The 18,702-nt window shown below is 61.2% G+C and carries 16 protein-coding genes; 4 read left to right on the top strand and 12 right to left on the bottom strand.

Going from position 1 to position 18,702, the window contains the following annotated elements; genetic code table 11:
- Positions 1 to 15: 15 nt before the first annotated feature.
- The 4 genes from N5D22_RS11170 to rpiA all read right to left on the bottom strand — a co-directional run bounded on the left by N5D22_RS11170 (position 16) and on the right by rpiA (position 4,458).
- Positions 16 to 1,392 carry a 3-deoxy-7-phosphoheptulonate synthase class II gene (locus N5D22_RS11170; RefSeq protein ID WP_279655072.1) on the bottom strand — a complete coding sequence of 459 codons (1,377 nt, stop codon included), beginning with the start codon at positions 1,390 to 1,392 and terminating at the stop codon, positions 16 to 18.
- Positions 1,393 to 1,640: 248 nt separating this feature from the next.
- Entirely contained in the window at positions 1,641 to 3,029 is a 1,389-nt protein-coding gene (gene gor, locus N5D22_RS11165; RefSeq protein WP_271046055.1) for a glutathione-disulfide reductase, read from the bottom strand.
- 147 nt (positions 3,030 to 3,176) lie between these two features.
- Complete coding sequence (locus tag N5D22_RS11160) at positions 3,177 to 3,746, bottom strand: DUF2059 domain-containing protein (protein WP_003524811.1); 570 nt, start codon at positions 3,744 to 3,746, stop codon at positions 3,177 to 3,179.
- A 16-nt stretch (positions 3,747 to 3,762) separates the two neighbouring features.
- Positions 3,763 to 4,458: a ribose-5-phosphate isomerase RpiA gene (rpiA, locus tag N5D22_RS11155; RefSeq protein WP_065654995.1), complete on the bottom strand. Its 696-nt coding sequence runs from the start codon at positions 4,456 to 4,458 to the stop codon at positions 3,763 to 3,765.
- A 190-nt stretch (positions 4,459 to 4,648) separates the two neighbouring features.
- On the opposite strand from rpiA, the gene N5D22_RS11150 reads away from it, so the two are divergent.
- Positions 4,649 to 5,350 (top strand): phosphoglycolate phosphatase, encoded by a 702-nt coding sequence (locus N5D22_RS11150; RefSeq protein ID WP_279655071.1) that lies wholly within the window; start codon positions 4,649 to 4,651, stop codon positions 5,348 to 5,350.
- 290 nt (positions 5,351 to 5,640) lie between these two features.
- Here the strand turns inward: N5D22_RS11150 and N5D22_RS11145 are convergent, their stop codons facing one another.
- Positions 5,641 to 7,497, bottom strand: a complete 1,857-nt coding sequence (locus N5D22_RS11145; RefSeq protein ID WP_279655506.1) for a murein L,D-transpeptidase — start codon at positions 7,495 to 7,497, stop codon at positions 5,641 to 5,643.
- Positions 7,498 to 7,997: 500 nt separating this feature from the next.
- Between N5D22_RS11145 and fumC the strand changes: the two genes are divergently transcribed.
- A complete protein-coding gene (gene fumC / locus N5D22_RS11140; protein ID WP_279655070.1) occupies positions 7,998 to 9,389 on the top strand; it encodes a class II fumarate hydratase in 1,392 nt (463 codons plus the stop codon).
- A 256-nt stretch (positions 9,390 to 9,645) separates the two neighbouring features.
- Here fumC and N5D22_RS11135 read toward each other — a convergent pair whose 3' ends face one another.
- From N5D22_RS11135 to N5D22_RS11120, 4 genes are all read right to left on the bottom strand, one after another.
- Positions 9,646 to 11,274, bottom strand: a complete 1,629-nt coding sequence (locus tag N5D22_RS11135; protein WP_003524803.1) for a CTP synthase — start codon at positions 11,272 to 11,274, stop codon at positions 9,646 to 9,648.
- A gap of 159 nt (positions 11,275 to 11,433) precedes the next feature.
- Positions 11,434 to 11,877, bottom strand: a complete 444-nt coding sequence (secG, locus tag N5D22_RS11130; protein WP_279655069.1) for a preprotein translocase subunit SecG — start codon at positions 11,875 to 11,877, stop codon at positions 11,434 to 11,436.
- Between the two features lie 115 nt (positions 11,878 to 11,992).
- Positions 11,993 to 12,763 (bottom strand): triose-phosphate isomerase, encoded by a 771-nt coding sequence (gene tpiA / locus N5D22_RS11125; protein WP_020809901.1) that lies wholly within the window; start codon positions 12,761 to 12,763, stop codon positions 11,993 to 11,995.
- A gap of 212 nt (positions 12,764 to 12,975) precedes the next feature.
- Positions 12,976 to 13,857: an alpha/beta fold hydrolase gene (locus N5D22_RS11120; protein ID WP_279655068.1), complete on the bottom strand. Its 882-nt coding sequence runs from the start codon at positions 13,855 to 13,857 to the stop codon at positions 12,976 to 12,978.
- 225 nt (positions 13,858 to 14,082) lie between these two features.
- Between N5D22_RS11120 and parE the strand changes: the two genes are divergently transcribed.
- Positions 14,083 to 16,197, top strand: a complete 2,115-nt coding sequence (parE, locus tag N5D22_RS11115) for a DNA topoisomerase IV subunit B (protein ID WP_279655067.1) — start codon at positions 14,083 to 14,085, stop codon at positions 16,195 to 16,197.
- Between the two features lie 67 nt (positions 16,198 to 16,264).
- Complete coding sequence (locus tag N5D22_RS11110; RefSeq protein WP_279655066.1) at positions 16,265 to 17,155, top strand: NAD(P)-dependent oxidoreductase; 891 nt, start codon at positions 16,265 to 16,267, stop codon at positions 17,153 to 17,155.
- An 8-nt stretch (positions 17,156 to 17,163) separates the two neighbouring features.
- Here N5D22_RS11110 and N5D22_RS11105 read toward each other — a convergent pair whose 3' ends face one another.
- Genes N5D22_RS11105 through N5D22_RS11095 form a run of 3 tightly spaced genes read right to left on the bottom strand, consistent with a single transcriptional unit; the run spans position 17,164 to position 18,480 of the window.
- Entirely contained in the window at positions 17,164 to 17,772 is a 609-nt protein-coding gene (locus N5D22_RS11105) for an ATP-dependent Clp protease proteolytic subunit (protein ID WP_279655065.1), read from the bottom strand.
- Between the two features lie 43 nt (positions 17,773 to 17,815).
- Complete coding sequence (locus tag N5D22_RS11100) at positions 17,816 to 18,169, bottom strand: hypothetical protein (protein ID WP_279655064.1); 354 nt, start codon at positions 18,167 to 18,169, stop codon at positions 17,816 to 17,818.
- Positions 18,166 to 18,480 carry a metalloregulator ArsR/SmtB family transcription factor gene (locus N5D22_RS11095; protein WP_279655063.1) on the bottom strand — a complete coding sequence of 105 codons (315 nt, stop codon included), beginning with the start codon at positions 18,478 to 18,480 and terminating at the stop codon, positions 18,166 to 18,168. The genes N5D22_RS11100 and N5D22_RS11095 overlap by 4 nt, the downstream gene beginning before the upstream one ends.
- Positions 18,481 to 18,702: the final 222 nt, after the last annotated feature.

The raw sequence follows: 18,702 nt of genomic DNA, 5'->3' as shown, positions 1-18,702 counted from the left end.
GTTTAAGGCTTCATATCACGCGTTGGCGATTGCCAGACGCTTCTCATCGCGACCGCTCTTCATGCGCTCGGACAGCAGGAACGCCAGTTCCAGCGCCTGATCGGCATTGAGACGCGGATCGCAATGGGTGTGGTAACGGTCGGACAGCGAATCCGCCGTCACGGCGCGCGCGCCGCCCGTGCATTCCGTCACGTCCTTGCCGGTCATCTCGATATGGATGCCGCCCGGATGCGTGCCTTCGGCGCGGTGGATCTGGAAGAAGCTTTCGACTTCCGACAGGATGCGCTCGAACGGACGCGTCTTGTAGTGGTTGAGCGTGATCGTGTTGCCATGCATCGGATCGCAGGACCAGACGACCTTGCGGCCTTCCTTCTCGACAGCGCGGATGAGCTTCGGCAGGCTGTCCGCCACCTTGTCATGGCCGAAGCGGCAAATCAGCGTCAAGCGACCGGCCTCGTTCGCCGGGTTCAGCGCGTCGATCAGCTCGATCAGATTGTCGGGCGTCAGCGACGGACCGCATTTCAGGCCGATCGGGTTCTTGATGCCGCGGAAATATTCCACATGCGCATGGTCGAGCTGCCGCGTACGGTCGCCGATCCAGATCATGTGGCCCGAGGTGGCGTACCAGTCGCCGGAGGTGGAATCGACGCGGGTAAGCGCCTCTTCGTAACCGAGAAGCAGCGCCTCATGGCTGGTGAAGAAGTCGGTCTCGCGCAGGCTTGGATTGCTCTCCGCCGTGATACCGATCGCCTTCATGAAATCCATGGTTTCGGAAATGCGGTCGGCCAGCTTGCGGTAACGGTCCGCCTGCGGGCTGTCCTTGATGAAGCCGAGCATCCACTGGTGAACGTTTTCAAGGTTGGCGTAACCGCCCATCGCGAAAGCGCGCAGCAGGTTCAGCGTTGCCGCCGACTGGCGGTAGGCGTCGAGCTGGCGCTCCGGGTTCGGAATGCGCGAAGCCTCGTTGAATTCGATGCCGTTGATGATGTCGCCGCGGTAAGACGGCAGCGTCACGCCATCCTGCGCTTCCACGTTGGAAGAGCGCGGCTTGGCGAACTGACCGGCAATGCGGCCGACCTTTACGACGGGCAGCTGCGCGCCATAGGTCAGCACGACGGCCATCTGCAGGAAGGCACGGAAGAAGTCGCGGATGTTGTCCGCGCCATGCTCGAGGAAGCTTTCGGCGCAATCCCCGCCCTGCAGCAGGAAGGCGTTGCCTTCCGCCACATTGGCGAGCTGCTTCTTCAGGCGGCGGGCTTCGCCGGCAAAGACCAGAGGCGGATAGGTCGCAAGCGTGGCTTCCGTTGCCGCAAGTGCTGCCGCATCCGGATATTCGGGAACCTGCTGGATCGGTTTCTGCCGCCAGCTGCCGGGGGTCCAATTCTGTGCCATGTTCTCACCCTTTTCTCGCCCACGCGACGTCGCGCGGCCGCCTCGAAAAATTGAGCGGCTTATAGCTCCAAGCATCGGCTTTGCATAGCCGATCCCCGAGCCATCCGGCTCATTCTGCCCGTTTTGAGCGCTCCAGACGCACAAAAGTCAATTCAAACGATTTAACAACCCCACCGCCATTCGAAAACTTCGCTTTCAAAGGGCGGCAGGCTGATGTGGGCGACGATTATACGACGCCCGTACCGGCGTTACACACGCTCGCCATTCACGACGCGATAGCTCGGCGAATACATCGTCACCAGTTCTTCGGCGGCTGTGGGATGAACCGCCATGGTGCGGTCGAAATCATCCTTGGTGCAGCCGGCTTTCAGCGTGATGCCGAGAAGCTGCGCCATCTCGCCCGCCTCATGGCCGAGAATATGGACGCCAACAACCTTGCGGTCGGCGGCATTGACGATCAGCTTCATGATCGTCTTTTCCTGACGGCCGGAAAGCGTCGCCTTCATCGGCCGGAACTGGGCGCGATAGACTTCCAGTTCCGGATATTTCTTGCCGGCTTCCTCTTCCGAAAGGCCGACGGTGCCAATTTCCGGCTGCGAGAACACCGCCGTCGCGATCAGCTCGTGATCCGGCTTGGTCGGGTTGTTCTTGTATTCGGTTTCGATGAAGCACATTGCCTCATGGATTGCCACCGGCGTCAGCTGTACCCGGTCGGTGACGTCACCCAGCGCGAAGATATTCGGCACATTCGTGCGCGAATAATCGTCAACGATGATCGCGCCGCGCGCATCCACCTTCACACCGGCGTTTTCGAGACCGAGGCCCTTGGTATTCGGATCGCGACCAAGCGCCAGCATGACAAGACCTACATGCAGAGAGCTACCCTGCTTGGTGCGTGCCACGAAACCGCCGGCGCCGTCCTTGCTGACTTCCTCGATGATATCTTCCAGAAGGATGCGGATGCCCTTGGCCTCCATCGCTTCATGCAGGCCCTTGCGCATGTCCTGATCGAAGCGCGACAGGATTTCCTTGCCGCGATAGATCAGGGTCGTTTCGACGCCGAGCCCATGGAAGATATTGGCGAATTCGACAGCGATATAACCGCCGCCGGCGATCAGGATCGATTTCGGCAGCTCTTCCAGGTCGAAAGCCTCGTTGGACGAGATCGTCAGCTCATGGCCGGGCAGCGCCTTGTGCTCGTTCGGCGTGCCGCCGACGGCAATCACGATGCGCTCGGCGGTGAAGGTCTCGCCGGTTTTCGTCAGCTTCACGGTATGGGCGTCGACCAGTTCCGCCCGGCTATCGAAAATATCGGCCTTGGCGTTTTCCAGACCCTTGCGGTAGAGCCCTTCGAGACGGGTGATTTCCTTGTCCTTGGCCGCGATGAGCTTCTTCCAGTCGAAGCTGCGCTCGCCGACGCTCCAGCCGAATCCTTCCGAATCCTCGAAATGCTCAGGGAATTGCGAGGCATAAACGAACAGCTTCTTCGGCACGCAGCCGCGGATGACGCAGGTTCCGCCATAGCGGTATTCCTCGGCGATTGCGACGCGCTTGCCGAGCGAGGCCGCCACGCGGCCGCTGCGCACGCCGCCGGAACCGCCACCGATGACGAAAAGATCGTAGTCATAAGCTGTCATAGTCAAAACCCCTGATCAAAACCGCCGTCCTCAGCCTCGAGACGGGCGGCGGCGCATTCACGGCACATATAGGTGCTGCGACGCACAAATGAAAAGCCCGGTCTTGCGGCCGGGCTTTGAATATTTCTGAATTGTCCGTTCACCCAATCAGGGCTTGGGAGCAGCCGGAGCGCCACCGGTGGCGTTCTGATCGGCCGGAAGCGGCTTCAGATCGGCGCCGGCAACCTTCTGCAGTTCCGACATGCTGGAAGCGTTGAGGTCGCGGTTGATGCCGGCGGCCCAGATATCGGCGGCCTTCATCAGTTCGCGCGTGGCGATCGGGCCGTCCTTCAGAAGCTTCTTACCGGCTTCGCTGCTGTAGAAGGTGGAAATGGCGTTCAGCTCTTCAACGGTGAAGGCGCGCGCATAGGTGAGCGCTGCTTCGCGCTCCAGATCGGCGCGGCGCGGCGCAAGCTCGAGAGCCTTCGCATCGACAGTCTCGGTGATCGCGTCCTGAACGTTCGGCGAAGCCTGAATGAGTTCGGCCTTCAGACGCTCCGCCAGACCCGGCAGAATGTCATCGAAACGGTCGGTAACGCCAAGAGAGGTGATCGCCTGCCGTGCGGCAGCGATATGCGCTTCCGAAATTTCCTGAGCGCGTGCGGCAGTACCGAACACGATGCCGGAAATGAGGATCGAAGCAGCGGCAGCTTTGCCCAGTCCCGCTAATTTGACCATGAAAATCTCGCTCCTGTTATACTGCCTGCATCACGCGGGCGCCTTCAGGACCCGCGATAATGGCAAGCGATGCCAAATTTATGAAAAGTCCGTGCTCGACGACACCGGGAATCGTGTTCAGCTCGCGTGCTAGCGCTTCTGCATCAGGAATACGGCCAAAAGATGCGTCGAGGATAAGGTGTCCGCCATCGGTCATGAAGGCGCCGTCGCCCGACGAACGCATCGTCAGCGCGCCGGAAAGCCCGGAACGCGACGCCAGTTTTTCGATGGCGATACGCGTCGCCACCTGGCCGAACGGGTTGATTTCGATGGGCAGCGGAAAGGCGCCCAGCGTCTCCACCACCTTGCTCTGGTCGGCGATCACGATCATGCGGGCGGATGCCGCCGCAACGATCTTTTCACGCAGCAGCGCGCCGCCGCCGCCCTTGACGAGACGCAGCGCATGATCGACCTCATCCGCACCGTCGATGGTCAAATCCAGTTCCGGCAATTCATCCAGCGATTTCAGCGGCACGCCAAGCTCGACGCACAGGCGCGCTGTGCGCTCGGATGTCGGCACCCCCTCGACTTTCAGACCGGCGGCGACCTTTTCGGCCAGAAGCCTGACGAATTCCTCGGCCGTCGAACCCGTGCCGATACCGAGCCTCATCCCATCCTGTACGTGGGACAATGCGGCCTCGGCGGCCTTGATCTTCATCTGGCGGGCATCCATGTGCCTGAAACTCCGGTAACTTTGTCGTCGCCGTGCTGTTTACACGGGTCGAAAGCCAAACGAAAGCCTTTTTCAAGCCAACGAACAGAACGTTGTGACGCGGTTGCAAAGACAGGCCCGTTTGCCTAGGCTTGGCGGGAATGAAAGCACCGATACATCAGTTACACGCATTCCCGAGAGGCCAGTTCCCGTGACATCCCGCCCGCTCTCCCCGCTCGCCATTTTCGATCTCGACGGCACGCTGGTCGATACCGCCGCCGATCTGGTCTCGAGCCTCAACCACACCATCGCCGCAGCCGGGCTTGCTCCCGTCACCTATGACGACCTGACCCACCTCGTCGGCCAGGGCGCGCGGGTCATGATCAAGCGCGCCTTCGCGCTTCGCGAGAGGGAACTGCCGGAAGCCGACATCGAGCCGCTCTATCAGCGCTTCATCACCCATTACCGCGCCGAAATGCCCGGCGAAAGCCGCCCCTATCCCGGTATCGTCAACACGCTGGATGCGTTCAGGGAAGCCGGCATCACGCTCGCCGTCTGCACCAACAAGACCGAAATCCTCGCTCTGCCGCTGCTCGAAAAACTCGGTCTGACAGGCTATTTCGCCGCCATCACCTGCGGCGACACCTTCGCCTTCCGCAAGCCGGATGCCCGCCATATTCTCGGCACCATCGAAAAGGCCGGCGGCGATATCAGGCGCTCGATCATGATCGGCGACAGCATCAACGACATCCTCGCGGCAAAAAATGCCGCCGTGCCGTCGATCGGCGTCACCTTCGGTTATACGGATGTGCCGATGGTGGAACTTGAGCCGGATGTCGTGATCGACGATTTCGCCGAATTGACGCCGGCGCTGTTCGAGGAACTGGTTGCGAAGGGTGCGGCTGCGGCGTGAGAGGTTAGAGACCAGGCAGAAAAAGCCACGGTGCGGCACACTCGACCACAATGAGAGTTGCGCGCCCCTTCTTCCGTCATGCCGGGCTTGATCCGGCATCCAGCCACGGCGCGTCTGCGCCGTGAAAAGAGTCTCTCGCGATCAAGGAGTTGATGCGCCGGCCCCCGGCTCAAGGCCGGGGTGACGGTATGCGGATGCTACTGTTGAGCCAAACATTCATACGCACGCACGTCTTGCATTTCGATCAAAAAAGCGCCGTTTCCGGCGCCTTCTCTCTCGATGCTGTTCTATCAGATCGACGCGGCCCGCGCCTTCGTCGTCACGGCAAACGCCTTCTGCACATAGCTGTCGCGGTCATAGACATCGTCGAAGAACTGCACCTTGCCGTCCTTGTCCGGCCAGGCGGTGAAATAGGCGACATAGACCGGGATTTTCACCGGCACCTGCACGGCGCGGTTCTTGCCCGAAGCGATCTGCTCGCCGACCTTTTCGACGCTGGTGCCGAGAACCGCGGCGGCCATGCGGCGCGGATCGACCAGACGGATACAGCCGTGGCTCAGCGCCCGCATGTCGCGGTTGAAGAAGCTTTTGGCCGGCGTGTCATGCATGTAGATGGCATGTGCATTGGGGAACAGGATCTTCAGGTCGCCCAGCGCATTGTCGCTGCTTGGCGGCTGGCGCACGGAAACGGCGTTGGTCGAGCCATACCAGTTGACGCTGGTGGAGGAGACGGCACGGCCGCCCACCTGCACCTCATAACCCAGCCGGTCGAGATAGGACGGATCGCGGCGCAGCTTCGGCAGCATCTCGTTGACGATGATCGACTGCGGCACGCCCCAGTAGGGATTGAACTCGACGGTCTGGATCTCGTCCTGGAAGAAATAGGTCTGGTTGGCCTTGGAGCCGACGACCACCTTCATGCCGAACTGCTCCTGGCCGTCATTGTGGTAATAGGCCATGAAGGCGGGCTGGTTGATGAAGACATAACGCTGGCCGAGATCGGCCGGCAGCCAGCGGATCTGCTCCATGGCCACCTGCACCTTGGCAATCTTCGCATCGTTGCTTTCGCCGACCATGGCGCGCACGGTGGCGCGACCGATCACGCCATCGGGCTTCAGGCCGTTTTCGCTCTGGAACGCCTTCACCAGGTCGACGAGATCAGGCGTATAGTCAGGCGTCTGCTGATAACCGGAAATGATCGCCGCATGCTCGGCCTTGAAGGCCGGCGAAGCGCGATGTTCGATGGCCTTGACGACATTCACCATATCCGCGCTGCTGTTGCCGGGCTTCAGCACCAGATCGGCGGGAACACGGACGGCGTGAACCGCATCGCCCTCGCCGCGCAGGCGCGCAAGTTCCGCCTTCAGCGTCTGGTATTCGGCGCTATCAGGTTCGCGGCTGCGCAGATAGGCGGCGACATCGGGGCTCAGGCCCGCAAGCTTCAGCACGGGTGCAAGATTGACCGTCTTGCGCTTGAAATCATGGTAGCCGGAGAGCCGGTTCGGATCGACACGCCCGCGGATGGTATCCTGCACATAGGCGAGAACCTTGGCGGACAGCGCCAGCTCGAACTGCATCTGCGCCCGCTGGTAGACGTCGGAGGTCGATGCGGAGGCCGTTTCCGCCGGCGTGCCGGTCGCGGTCGCGCCTGTCGAATTGCTGCTGATGCTGGCGGTCACATCCTTTGCCGGCGCGGAAATGCTGTAGTCGGCCGGATCGAGGCCGCTTTCGCCAACCGTCTCGAAGAAGGCCATGACGGCGTTGGCGCGCTCGGTCAGCTCGCCGCCGGAAACCCACAGCGTCTTGCCGCCGACACCGTAATAGGCTTCCAGCGCCTTTCCGATTTCAGGCGTGGCGCTGAATTTCAGATTGGCGAGGCCCTCGCCGAAATTCGCCGTGTTCACCGCGCGCGCCGCATCCGCCTTGTAATCGTAATAACGCGGGCCGGAAACGCGCGGCAGGGGCTCGGGATCGGAGGCATCGGCGCTCATCCGCGCACCCGGCGGCGAGGTGACGATGCCGGCCGGCGGCAGTTCACCGCGATCGCGCGCAGCCTTGGCCGGGCCGCCGCGCAGGAGGTCCATCAGCGTGACCGCGCCGGCGCTGCCGGGAAGAGCGGTGGAAACGGAAAGACCGAGAGCCAGCACCAGCGCTGCCGATGTTTTTCCAGATGTGACTTGCAATTTGATCCTCGTAGCACCCAGCACCGCCAGCGAAACGGCGGGCATCAGTTTCATGCCTGTCTAGCCGATCGACGGCCCGTTGAAAAGAAACGCCCAAAGTCCACAACCGTGCCGAAATGAACCTTATGATACAGCCAAAGCCATAAAAACGTAATTTCCAGAATTGGCGAGAATGGTTAAATTTCTATTTATTTCATTCACTTTGCCATGACCGGACGGACAGCCTGCATGCTGCGGAAAGCCCGGTTTCCCGGCCGTTTCGCGACGTAGTAAAAATGACACGCAGGCCCGTTTTTCATCCCCGCCCTGCCCTTCCTCCAAAATCGCTTCTGCGCGGCGGGAAATATCTGCCTCTGCCGCATTGCAGCGCTTTCATTGCCGGCGCGATGATTCTATATATCGGCCGCGCAAGGCGGGCGAAGGCGCCGTTTTGGCGGAGGAAAACAAGTAAAAAGGCAAGATTGATGACAGCCACACGGACGGAAACCGATACATTTGGACCCATTGAAGTTCAGGCCGATCGCTATTGGGGCGCGCAGGCGCAGCGCTCGCTCGGCAACTTCAAGATCGGCTGGGAAAAGCAGCCCGCCTCTGTCGTTCGTGCGCTGGGCATCGTCAAGCAGGCTGCCGCCCGCACCAACATGGCGCTGGCCGGTCTCGACCCCAAGGTCGGCGACGCCATTATCGCCGCCGCACAGGAAGTCATCGACGGCAAGCTGACCGAGCATTTCCCGCTTGTCGTCTGGCAGACCGGCTCCGGCACCCAGTCCAACATGAATGCCAATGAGGTGATTTCCAACCGCGCCATCGAAATGCTCGGCGGCGAAATGGGCACCAAGAAGCCCGTCCACCCCAATGACCACGTCAATATGAGCCAGTCCTCGAACGACACCTACCCGACGGCGATGCACATCGCCTGCGTGGAAGAGATCGTTCACCACCTGCTGCCGAGCCTCAAGCACCTGCACAAGGCGCTGGAAGCCAAGGTCAAGCAGTTCGAGAAGATCATCAAGATCGGCCGCACCCACACGCAGGATGCAACCCCGCTGACGCTCGGCCAGGAATTCTCCGGTTATGCCGCGCAGGTCGCCTCCGCCATCGCCAACATTGAAACCACCCTGCCCGCGCTCTCCAAGCTCGCCCAGGGCGGCACCGCCGTCGGCACGGGCCTCAACGCTCCCATCGGCTTCGCCGAAAAGGTCGCCGAGGAGATCTCCAAGATCACCGGCCTGCCCTTCGTGACCGCGCCGAACAAGTTCGAGGCGCTCGCCTCGCACGATTCCATGGTCTTCTCCCATGGCGCGATCAACGCGGCTGCTGCTGCGCTGTTCAAGATCGCCAACGACATCCGCTTCCTCGGCTCCGGCCCGCGCGCCGGTCTCGGCGAGCTCTCGCTGCCGGAAAATGAACCCGGCTCGTCTATCATGCCGGGCAAGGTCAACCCCACCCAGTCGGAAGCACTGACGCAGGTCTGCGCCCACATCTTCGGTAACAATGCCGCCCTTTCCTTCGCCGGTTCGCAGGGCCACTTCGAGCTCAACGTCTATAACCCGATGATGGCCTATAACTTCCTGCAGTCGGTCCAGCTTCTGGGCGACGCGGCCGTCTCCTTCACCGACAATTGCGTCGTCGGCATCGAGGCCCGCGAAGACAATATCAAAAAGGGCGTCGAAAACTCTCTGATGCTCGTCACTGCGCTCAACAGCAAGCTCGGCTACGACATCTGCGCCAAGATCGCCAAGACTGCGCACAAGAACGGCACGACCCTGCGCGACGAGGCCGTTGGCGGCGGATACCTCACCAACGAGGAATTCGACCAGTATGTGCGCCCGGAAAACATGATCGGGCCGAAGTAAGCCGGTTGGAATTTGCTGAGATGGAAACGGGCCTTCGGGCCCGTTTTTTGTTTGTTCGAAAAGAAAAAGATCGCGTGGAGCGCGGTCTCGAACGATGACTAACTGTTCTTTAGACGCGACGTCATCCTCGGGCTTCACCCGAGGATCCATAGTCGCGCGGCAGTGGATCCTCGGGTCAGGCCCGAGGATGACAAAGGGAAAGTATCGTCCAACAAAAAGGGCCGCAAAAGCGGCCCTCTTCATCTCATTCGAACCGTCAAACCAGCCGGCTCTGCTCCACCGCCGCTTCCACGAAGCTGGCGAAAAGCGGATGCGGGTCGAGCGGACGGCTCTTCAGTTCCGGGTGGTACTGGACGCCGATGAACCACGGGTGGTCAGGATATTCCACCGTTTCCGGCAGGACACCATCCGGAGACATGCCCGAAAAGACCAGGCCGCATTCTTCCAGCCGGTCCTTGTAATCCACATTTACCTCATAGCGGTGGCGGTGGCGCTCGGAAATGTCAGTGGTGCCGTAGATTTCGGCGATCTTGGTGTCTTTCTTCAGCGCTGCCTTGTAGGCGCCGAGACGCATCGTGCCGCCGAGATCGCCCTTGGAGGAGCGCTTCTCCAGCTCGTTGCCCTTCACCCACTCGGTCATCAGGCCGACGACCGGCTCGGAGGTCGGGCCGAATTCGGTGGAGGATGCATTTTCGATGCCGGCAAGGTGACGGGCCGCTTCCACGACCGCCATCTGCATGCCGAAGCAGATGCCGAAATAAGGCACGTTGCGCTCACGTGCGAACTGCGCCGCCATGATCTTGCCTTCCGAACCGCGCTCGCCGAAACCACCCGGCACCAGAATGCCGTTGACCTTTTCTAGATAGGGGGTCGGATCTTCCTTTTCGAAGACTTCCGACTCGATCCACTCGAGCTTGACCTTGACGCGGTTGGCGAAGCCACCGTGATGCAGCGCCTCGATCAGCGACTTGTAGGCATCCTTGAGGCCGGTATATTTGCCAACGATCGCAATCGTCACTTCGCCTTCCGGCGTGCGGATGCGGTTGCAGACCTCTTCCCAGGGCTCCAGACGCGGCTTCGGCGCCGGCTCGATGCCGAAGGCGGCCAGCACTTCCGAATCGAGGCCTTCCTTGTGGTAGGCAATCGGAACGTCATAGATATTCGCCACATCCAGCGCCTGGATGACGGCGGACGGACGCACGTTGCAGAACAGCGAAAGCTTGCGGCGTTCCGCTTCCGGGATTTCCCGGTCAGCGCGCACCAAGAGGATGTCGGGGTGAATGCCGAGCGCCTGCAATTCCTTCACGGAATGCTGGGTCGGCTTGGTCTTCAGCTCACCGGCTGCCGGAATGTAAGGCATCAGCGTCAGGTGAAGATAGATCGCCGTGCCGCGCGGCAGGTCGTTGCCGAGCTGGCGGATCGCTTCCATGAACGGCATCGCCTCGATGTCACCCACTGTGCCGCCGATCTCGCAGATGACGAAGTCGTAATCGTCATTGCCTTCGATCACGAAATCCTTGATCTCGTTGGTGACATGCGGAATGACCTGAACGGTTGCGCCGAGATAGTCGCCGCGCCGTTCCTTGTCGATGATGTTCTTGTAGATGCGACCGGTGGTGATGTTGTCGGTCTTGGTGGCCGAACGCCCCGTGAAGCGCTCGTAGTGGCCAAGATCGAGGTCCGTCTCGGCACCGTCGTCAGTCACGAACACTTCGCCGTGCTGTGTCGGGCTCATGGTGCCGGGATCGACGTTCAGATAGGGGTCGAGTTTACGAAGCCGCACCCGATAACCACGGGATTGCAACAAAGCTCCGAGTGCTGCCGCGGCGATGCCCTTGCCTAGAGAGGAGACCACGCCGCCTGTGATGAATACATATCGCGCCATGGGATTCACCGGATACCTTTTTACCTCTGATTCCGCCAGCCCAAATTTCATGCTTTCGAAAATTCGCTGTTGACGAATTTGCGATGGGTCAGGCCGGAATGCACACAAAAGAAAACCGGCAGGCTTTTGGCCTGCCGGAGCGTTAAATCAAAACCGGGCTTATTGACCGGTCGGAACTGCGTTCGGATCGGCGGGCTGCGCCGGGGCCGGAGCGGCCGGAGCCGGTGTCGTCTGAGCGGGTGCGGCAGCGCCACTATTGGTCGGAACGCCATTCTCAGCCGGAGCCGGCGTCGACGGCGTCGTGGACGGGCCGAGCGTATCGAGAATGCCGTTACCCTGGCCCTGCGTGGCCGGAATACGGTTCAGAATGTCGGTCGGGCGCGATTCGTAGCGCGTCAGGAGACCGAGGCCGAGCGATGTCGCGAAGAACAGCGCGGCAAGGATCGCCGTGGTGCGGGTCAGCGCATTGGCCGTTCCGCGCGCGGACATGAAGCCCGAACCGCCGCCGATACCGAGGCCGCCGCCTTCGGAACGCTGAATCAGGACCACGCCGACAAGCGCCAGCACGATCATGAGGTGAATAACAATCAAAACGGTCTGCATGACAATCCATTCCATGCCCCGCGCGGAGCACCATAAAGAAGGTTTTGCGGCTCTTTACATGAGGCGAAAGCTTATTCCAAGCCCCTTTCCCGCTACTCTTGCAGGAAAGCTCGGATCAAGCCGTCAGTTGCTCGTATGCGGCATAGATGGAAAGGAAGTCGGAAGCTTTCAAGCTCGCGCCGCCGATCAGCGCGCCATCCACGTTCTCGACGCCCATCAGTTCCAGCGCATTGGCGGGCTTCACCGAGCCGCCATAGAGGATGCGCATGGTCTTGCCGGCGTCGCCGAAGCGCTTGACGAGTTCGTCGCGCATGAAAGCGTGGGCCTCGCGCACATCGTCCACGGTGGGTGTCAGACCCGTGCCGATCGCCCAGACGGGCTCATAGGCGATGACGGTATTTTCGGCGGTCGCCTCATCCGGCAGGGAGCCGGCCAGCTGGCGCTTGAGGATATCGAGCGTCTGGCCCGCCTTGCGCTCATCCGCCGTCTCACCGATACAGACGATGGCGATGAGATCGGCCTGATGGGCGGCAACAGCCTTGGCGCGCACCAGATGATCGGTCTCGGCATGGTCGGTGCGGCGCTCGGAATGGCCGACGATGACATGGGTGCCGAAGCAGTCGGCGATCATCTCGGCGGAAATATCGCCGGTATGGGCGCCGGAGGCGTTCTGGTGGCAATCCTGTGCGCCGATCATCAGCGGGCTGTCATCGCACAGCGCCGTTGCGACGTAGAGCAATGTCGAGGGCGGGCAGATCAGCGCATCCACCTTTTCGGACAGCGCGCCCTTGACGCCCTCTGCCATGGCCTTGATCTGATCGAGCGAGGCACGGGTGCCGTTCATCTTCCAGTTTCCGGCAACAAGCGGTCGAACATTCGGCGTCATGCGTATCCCATTCCCTTTGTCTTGGGCCCGCCCTTGGCGACGCCCCTTCCCTCAGCCGTGTCACGGCCCATAATCGCGACAGAAACACTGCCGGAAATCCCGGGTTATTCCTTTAACCTCAGCGGGCAATAAATGGTACAAAAAAGCGGTCCAAGAGTTCAAAACCACGGGCGATTTCTAGAAAATTGCGGTTGCTGACCCAAATAACGGCCTCAGCGGCTCAAAATCCAGTTCAAAACCGCCCGCCAGTCGGTCATGCGCACCGGCGTGCCGTGGCTGCCGCTCTCATATTGCGTGAACCGCGCCGGCTCGCCGGCCTTCAACACCGTGCGGAAGATCGTCGCCTGCTGATCGGCCGAATAGACCTTGTCGGCGCTGCCATGGGTGAACCAGACAGGCTTTTTCGCCCTGGCAAAGACGCTTTTCGGAAAATCCGGATCGACCGCACCGCCGAGGATCGCCATGCCCTTGAGATTGGCGACGGCGGCCTTGTCGCGGCTGATGCCATAGCAGATGAAACTGCCCATGGAGGCGCAGGTCAAAATGACAGGCTTGCCGCCCGATTTTCTGGCCGCATCGGCAATCAGCGCCGCGATATCGGCAACGCCGTTCTCATCGAAGGAGCGCACGCTCGGCGCATAATAGGTGCCGCCATTGGCGACGGCCAGATTTTTCAGCCGGTTGAAATTGCCGCCGAAGGTGTAGTCGTTCATGCCGAGCCGCCGGTCGCCGCCGCGTCCATGGATGAAGATGACCGTGAAGGCCTGCCCACTTGCCGGCCCGACGCGGCCAACCTCAAGCGCCCTGCCCTCAACGGAAACGCTTTCCAGCGTCTGCGCCTTCTTCGGCGTCATATCGACATATTGCCGTTTCACCCGCCGCTCGGGCACCTCGTCGCGGCCGTTGATATCGCGCATCTCCTGATAATCGACGACTTCTGAAGCGCCACCATCGGCCGTGGAAAGCACCGTCTGGGCGGAAAACAGCTCATCCTTGAAGGGACGTAACGGCCCATCGGAGGCGAAGGCTGCAACCGGCATGGCCGCAACAGTCAGACTGAAAAGAGTACAAAACGTGAAATGAGCTGTGGACATGCCTTGGCTAACCGTTCATTCGTGGCTGCGAGACTTGCCATTGCAACCTCGCCAGCGCAATCCTCCTGTTGCGAAACCCTGACACAATCGTGGCATAGGATGCGCCGCGTTTGCCAGACGGACCCACTTCAAATCGGACGGGAACCGCGTTTGGCGTTATGATTGACGCTACTGGCATAATGATTCGCATGGCGAAATTCTGACACACGCTTTTGAACTTTGGACATGATGGACGACAGCAACGATCTCTTCTCCGGTCTTCCGGCAGCACGAAACAGCGATACGGAAACGAACGAGGACACCGCAAAGACGCCGGTGACTGCGGCCGCCAACGTGCCCGCCAACGCGAATGTGCAGCCGAAACCCGCAGCCGTTGCGGCCGTGACGCCGCCCGCCCCCGTATCACCACCCGGTGACGACTACGGCGCGTCCTCGATCCGCGTGCTCGAAGGGCTGGAGCCGGTGCGCATGCGGCCCGGCATGTATATTGGCGGCACCGATGAAAAGGCGCTGCACCATCTCTTCGCCGAAGTCATCGACAACTCCATGGACGAGGCCGTCGCCGGCCACGCCAATTTCATCGAGGTCCATCTCGACGCCGAAGGTTTTCTGACGGTTACCGATAACGGCCGCGGCATTCCGGTGGAAAACCACCCGCAGGTTCCCGGCAAATCGACGCTCGAAGTCATCATGACCAAGCTGCATGCCGGCGGCAAGTTCGACGGCAAGGCCTATGAGACATCGGGCGGCCTGCACGGCGTCGGTGTTTCCGTGGTCAATGCGCTCTCCGATCTTCTCGAAGTGGAAGTGGCCCGTAACCGCAAGCTTTATCGCCAGCGCTTTTCGCGCGGCGCGCCGATTGGCGGGCTTGAGGAATTGGGCGATGTGCACAATCGTCGCGGCACCCGCGTGCGTTTCCACCCCGATCCGCAGATCTTCGGCGATCACGCCAAGTTCGAACCGGCCCGCATCTTCCGCATGGCCCGCTCCAAGGCCTATCTCTTCGGCGGCGTCGAAATCCGCTGGAGCTGCGATCCCGGCATGGTGCCGGCCGGCGGCGAAATCCCCGAAAAGGCCGTGTTCCATTTCCCCGGCGGCCTGAAGGACTATCTCGCCGCCACGCTCGGCAAGGAATTCACCGTCACCCGCGAGATTTTCTCCGGCCGTACGGAAAAGACCGGCGGCCACGGCGCGCTCGAATGGGCCGTCACCTGGTATGGCGGCGACACGCAGATCCATTCCTATTGCAACACCATTCCCACACCCGAAGGCGGCACGCATGAGGCCGGCTTCCGCATTGCGCTCACCAAGGGCCTGAAGAATTACGCGGACCTGACGCAGAACAAGCGCGCCAAGGACATCACCACCGATGACGTGATGATCTCCGCCGCCGGCATGCTCTCCGTCTTCATCCGCGAGCCGGAATTCGTCGGCCAGACCAAGGACAAGCTCGCCACCGTCGAAGCCCAGCGCATCGTCGAAAACGCGCTGCGCGATCCCTTCGACCATTATCTCGCCGGCAATCCGGGCGAAGCGGCCAAGCTGCTCGACTGGGTGATCGAGCGCGCCGAAGAGCGCCTGCGCCGCCGCAAGGAAAAGGAAGTCAACCGCAAGACCGCCGTGCGCAAGCTGCGCCTGCCCGGCAAGCTGGCGGACTGCGCCCAGAACACCGCCGAAAATGCCGAACTTTTCATCGTCGAGGGTGACTCGGCCGGCGGCTCGGCCAAGCAGGCGCGTAACCGCGCCAATCAGGCCATCCTGCCGCTGCGCGGCAAGATTTTGAACGTCGGCAGCGCCAGCCGCGAAAAGCTCTCCGCCAACCAGCAGATCGCCGATCTCATCCAGGCGCTCGGCTGCGGCACGCGCACCAAATACCGCGAAGAGGATTTGCGGTATGAGCGCATCATCATCATGACCGATGCCGATGTCGACGGCGCGCATATCGCCTCGCTGCTCATCACATTCTTCTATCAGGAAATGCCGGAACTCATTCGCGGCAATCATCTGTACCTCGCCGTGCCGCCGCTCTACGTCATCCGTCAGGGCGCCAAGAGCGCCTATGCCCGCGACGACGCCCACCGTGCCGAGCTGATGGAAACCGTCTTCAAGGGCAAGAAGGTCGAAATCGGCCGCTTCAAAGGCCTCGGCGAGATGATGGCCCAGCAACTGAAGGAAACCACCATGGATCCCGAAAAGCGCACCCTGCTGCGCGTCGAGATCGACGATGTGGATTTCGAAGGCACCCGCGAGGCCGTCGACAATCTGATGGGCACCAAGGCCGATGCCCGCTTCCGTTTCATCCAGGAACGGGCGGCCTTTGCCGATAATCTGGATATCTGATCATCCGGATGAACCCTTGAAAGGCAGCGCACGGCGCTGCCTTTTGTGTTGATGTGGAGGCGACATCATGCGGATAGTGCTGACAGGCAGTTCCGGTCGGGTCGGCCGCGCGATTTTCAGCGCCCTGGCCGGCAGGCACAATGTCACCGGCATGGACCGCTCCCCCTTTTCCACCACCCATATCGTCGGCGATTTCGCGGACGAGGCGCTGTTGCGCTCCGCTTTCGAACAGGCGGATGCGGTGATCCATACGGCCGCACTCCACGCTCCGCATGTCGGCATGGTTCCCGATGCGGAATTCCAGCGCATCAATGTCGAGGGAACCCACATGGTGGCGCAAGCGGCGACGGCGGCGGGCGTGCCGCGGCTGGTTTTCACCAGCACCACGGCGCTTTACGGACACGCTGTTTCCTCGGGGTCCTGCAGCTTCATCGATGAAGCGACGCCGCCCCGGCCGAAGAGCATCTATCACCGCACCAAGCTCGAAGCCGAGCGGATGCTGGAGGCGATGGCCGGCCCGCATCTCGCCGTGCGCGTGCTTCGCATGTCCAGAAGTTTCCCGGAGCCCGCCGATGTCATGGCGGCCTACAGGCTGCATCGTGGCGTCGATATTCGCGATGTCGCCGATGCCCATGTGCTGGCGCTGACCAATGCGGGAGACGATTTCCAACGCTATATCATATCGGCAACCACCCCGTTTTCCGCCGATGACTGCGACAGCCTCGCCGAGGACGCCGCTTCCGTTCTCCGGCAGCGGACCCCGGCCCTCGCCGAAGCTTTCGCACGACAAGGATGGACGTTGCCAGCGACCATTGACAGGGTCTATTCGCCCGCTCGCGCCGCAGGGAGGCTGGGCTGGACATCCCGCTTCGGCTTCGAGGAGGTGCTGGCACAGCTTGACCGGCGCAGCCTCGAAGTCCTGCCGGCCGGCGCCAATATCAGCAGGAAATCCGAATAAGACCGGCCTTAGGCCGCCGCATCCTCGCGGACGTCCAGAATGCGGTCGATCAGGCCCCATTCCAGGGCCTCCTGCACCGTCATGAACCGGTCACGATCCATCGCCCTCTCGAACTCTTCATAACTGCGCCCGCAATGCTCGGCGTAAAGCCGCGTCATGCGGTGCTTTGTCTGCCTGATTTCCTCGGCATGGATGAGCATGTCCGACGCCTGCCCCTGAAAACCGCCCGAGGGCTGGTGAATGAGGATGCTGGCATTGGGCAGCGCCGCGCGCGTGCCCGGTTCGCCCGCCATCAGCAGGAACGACCCCATGGAACGGGCCGTACCCATGCACAGGGTGTGAACCGGCGCGCGAATGTAACGCATCGTGTCATACATGGCCAAACCGCTGGTCACGACGCCACCCGGCGAATTGATGTAGAGGTGGATGGGCTTCTTCGGGTTTTCCGCCTCGAGAAACAGCAATTGCGCGCAGACCAGTGCGGAAACCGCATCGTTGACCTCCCCGCTGAGAAAGATGATCCGTTCCCGCAACAGGCGGGAATAAATGTCGAAAGACCGTTCTCCCCTTGCGGATTGTTCGACGACCATCGGGACGAGTTGCATCGCTTCGCGCATTGGCGAACTCCTGTCGGTTGAAAATGTCGGGAAACGTGGCGGATCAGGCAGCGAGCTTGATCGGCGAAACGTTGCGGTTTGCGGCAGCCTTCGTCATGCGGCCGGCATTGGTGGGCAGATCATGAATGATGCGCAGGCTGGTGCCGCCGCGCCCGTTTCCCGCGATCTGGAAGGTGACGACGCTTTCCAGAAATGGCGGCTTGTCTTCCCGCAGCCTGTAGCGGACCTCTTCGCCGGGCCTGATGTCGATTGCCTCCGGTTCCGCCAGCGCTTCCGCTGGCAGCCAAACGGCGCGGAAGGCCGGAATGCTGATCGCCCGCCAGACCTTCTGTGGCGGCTCGTCCAGATCGTATGCGAGCTCGATGGCGTCGGGAGTTTCGGGCTTTTGCCTGTTCATTGGTCCATATCCTTCAGCAGGAGCTTCAGCGCTTCGATGCGCTGCGGCCAGTAGGCGCGATATTTGCCAAGCCACGCCGCAATACGGGTCAATCCTTCCGGATCGACCTGATAATTGACGAAACGACCCTGCCGACTCTCAACCACAAGCCCCGCCCCGCGCAGCACCGAAAGATGCTGCGACATGGCCGGCTGGCTGATTTCCATGCCTTCGCGCAAGGAGGAGGCATTCATGGCGCCATCCGCCAGTTTTTCGAAAATCGCTCGGCGTGTCGGATCGGCCAGCGCCCGGAAAATATCGTTCTCTGTCATGGAGACACATAAGCACACACTTATGAGATTCGCAATCGTCCTTCCCGCATTTGTGTCGTACGCCAGCCTTGCCCGCCGCACCGCCGAATATAATTAGCCGAGTAATTATCGTGACCGAAATTCCCGCAAGCCTTATCGATTCTTAAACCTTCAACCGATAACTCATGGAACTGCGCGAAATGGTCTCGCTGTCTCCCGCCGGCCGGTCCGGCATGTCCTTTT

It is taken from the genome of Agrobacterium sp. GD03872 (assembly GCF_029840625.1).
Taxonomy (GTDB): Bacteria; Pseudomonadota; Alphaproteobacteria; order Rhizobiales; family Rhizobiaceae; genus Agrobacterium; species Agrobacterium fabrum_A.
This window is presented reverse-complemented; position numbering and strand designations above follow the sequence as displayed.

Excerpts from the sequence above, each read along its gene's own strand:
- N5D22_RS11135 (WP_003524803.1), bottom strand. The coding sequence starts at position 11,274 with ATGGCGCGATATGTATTCATCACAGGCGGCGTGGTCTCCTCTCTAGGC.
- tpiA (WP_020809901.1), bottom strand. The coding sequence starts at position 12,763 with ATGACGCCGAATGTTCGACCGCTTGTTGCCGGAAACTGGAAGATGAAC.
- N5D22_RS11105 (WP_279655065.1), bottom strand. The coding sequence starts at position 17,772 with ATGCGCGAAGCGATGCAACTCGTCCCGATGGTCGTCGAACAATCCGCA.
- N5D22_RS11095 (WP_279655063.1), bottom strand. The coding sequence starts at position 18,480 with ATGACAGAGAACGATATTTTCCGGGCGCTGGCCGATCCGACACGCCGA.
- N5D22_RS11160 (WP_003524811.1), bottom strand. The coding sequence starts at position 3,746 with ATGGTCAAATTAGCGGGACTGGGCAAAGCTGCCGCTGCTTCGATCCTC.
- fumC (WP_279655070.1), top strand. The coding sequence starts at position 7,998 with ATGACAGCCACACGGACGGAAACCGATACATTTGGACCCATTGAAGTT.
- N5D22_RS11120 (WP_279655068.1), bottom strand. The coding sequence starts at position 13,857 with ATGTCCACAGCTCATTTCACGTTTTGTACTCTTTTCAGTCTGACTGTT.
- secG (WP_279655069.1), bottom strand. The coding sequence starts at position 11,877 with ATGCAGACCGTTTTGATTGTTATTCACCTCATGATCGTGCTGGCGCTT.
- N5D22_RS11110 (WP_279655066.1), top strand. The coding sequence starts at position 16,265 with ATGCGGATAGTGCTGACAGGCAGTTCCGGTCGGGTCGGCCGCGCGATT.
- gor (WP_271046055.1), bottom strand. The coding sequence starts at position 3,029 with ATGACAGCTTATGACTACGATCTTTTCGTCATCGGTGGCGGTTCCGGC.
- N5D22_RS11100 (WP_279655064.1), bottom strand. The coding sequence starts at position 18,169 with ATGAACAGGCAAAAGCCCGAAACTCCCGACGCCATCGAGCTCGCATAC.
- parE (WP_279655067.1), top strand. The coding sequence starts at position 14,083 with ATGATGGACGACAGCAACGATCTCTTCTCCGGTCTTCCGGCAGCACGA.
- rpiA (WP_065654995.1), bottom strand. The coding sequence starts at position 4,458 with ATGGATGCCCGCCAGATGAAGATCAAGGCCGCCGAGGCCGCATTGTCC.
- N5D22_RS11170 (WP_279655072.1), bottom strand. The coding sequence starts at position 1,392 with ATGGCACAGAATTGGACCCCCGGCAGCTGGCGGCAGAAACCGATCCAG.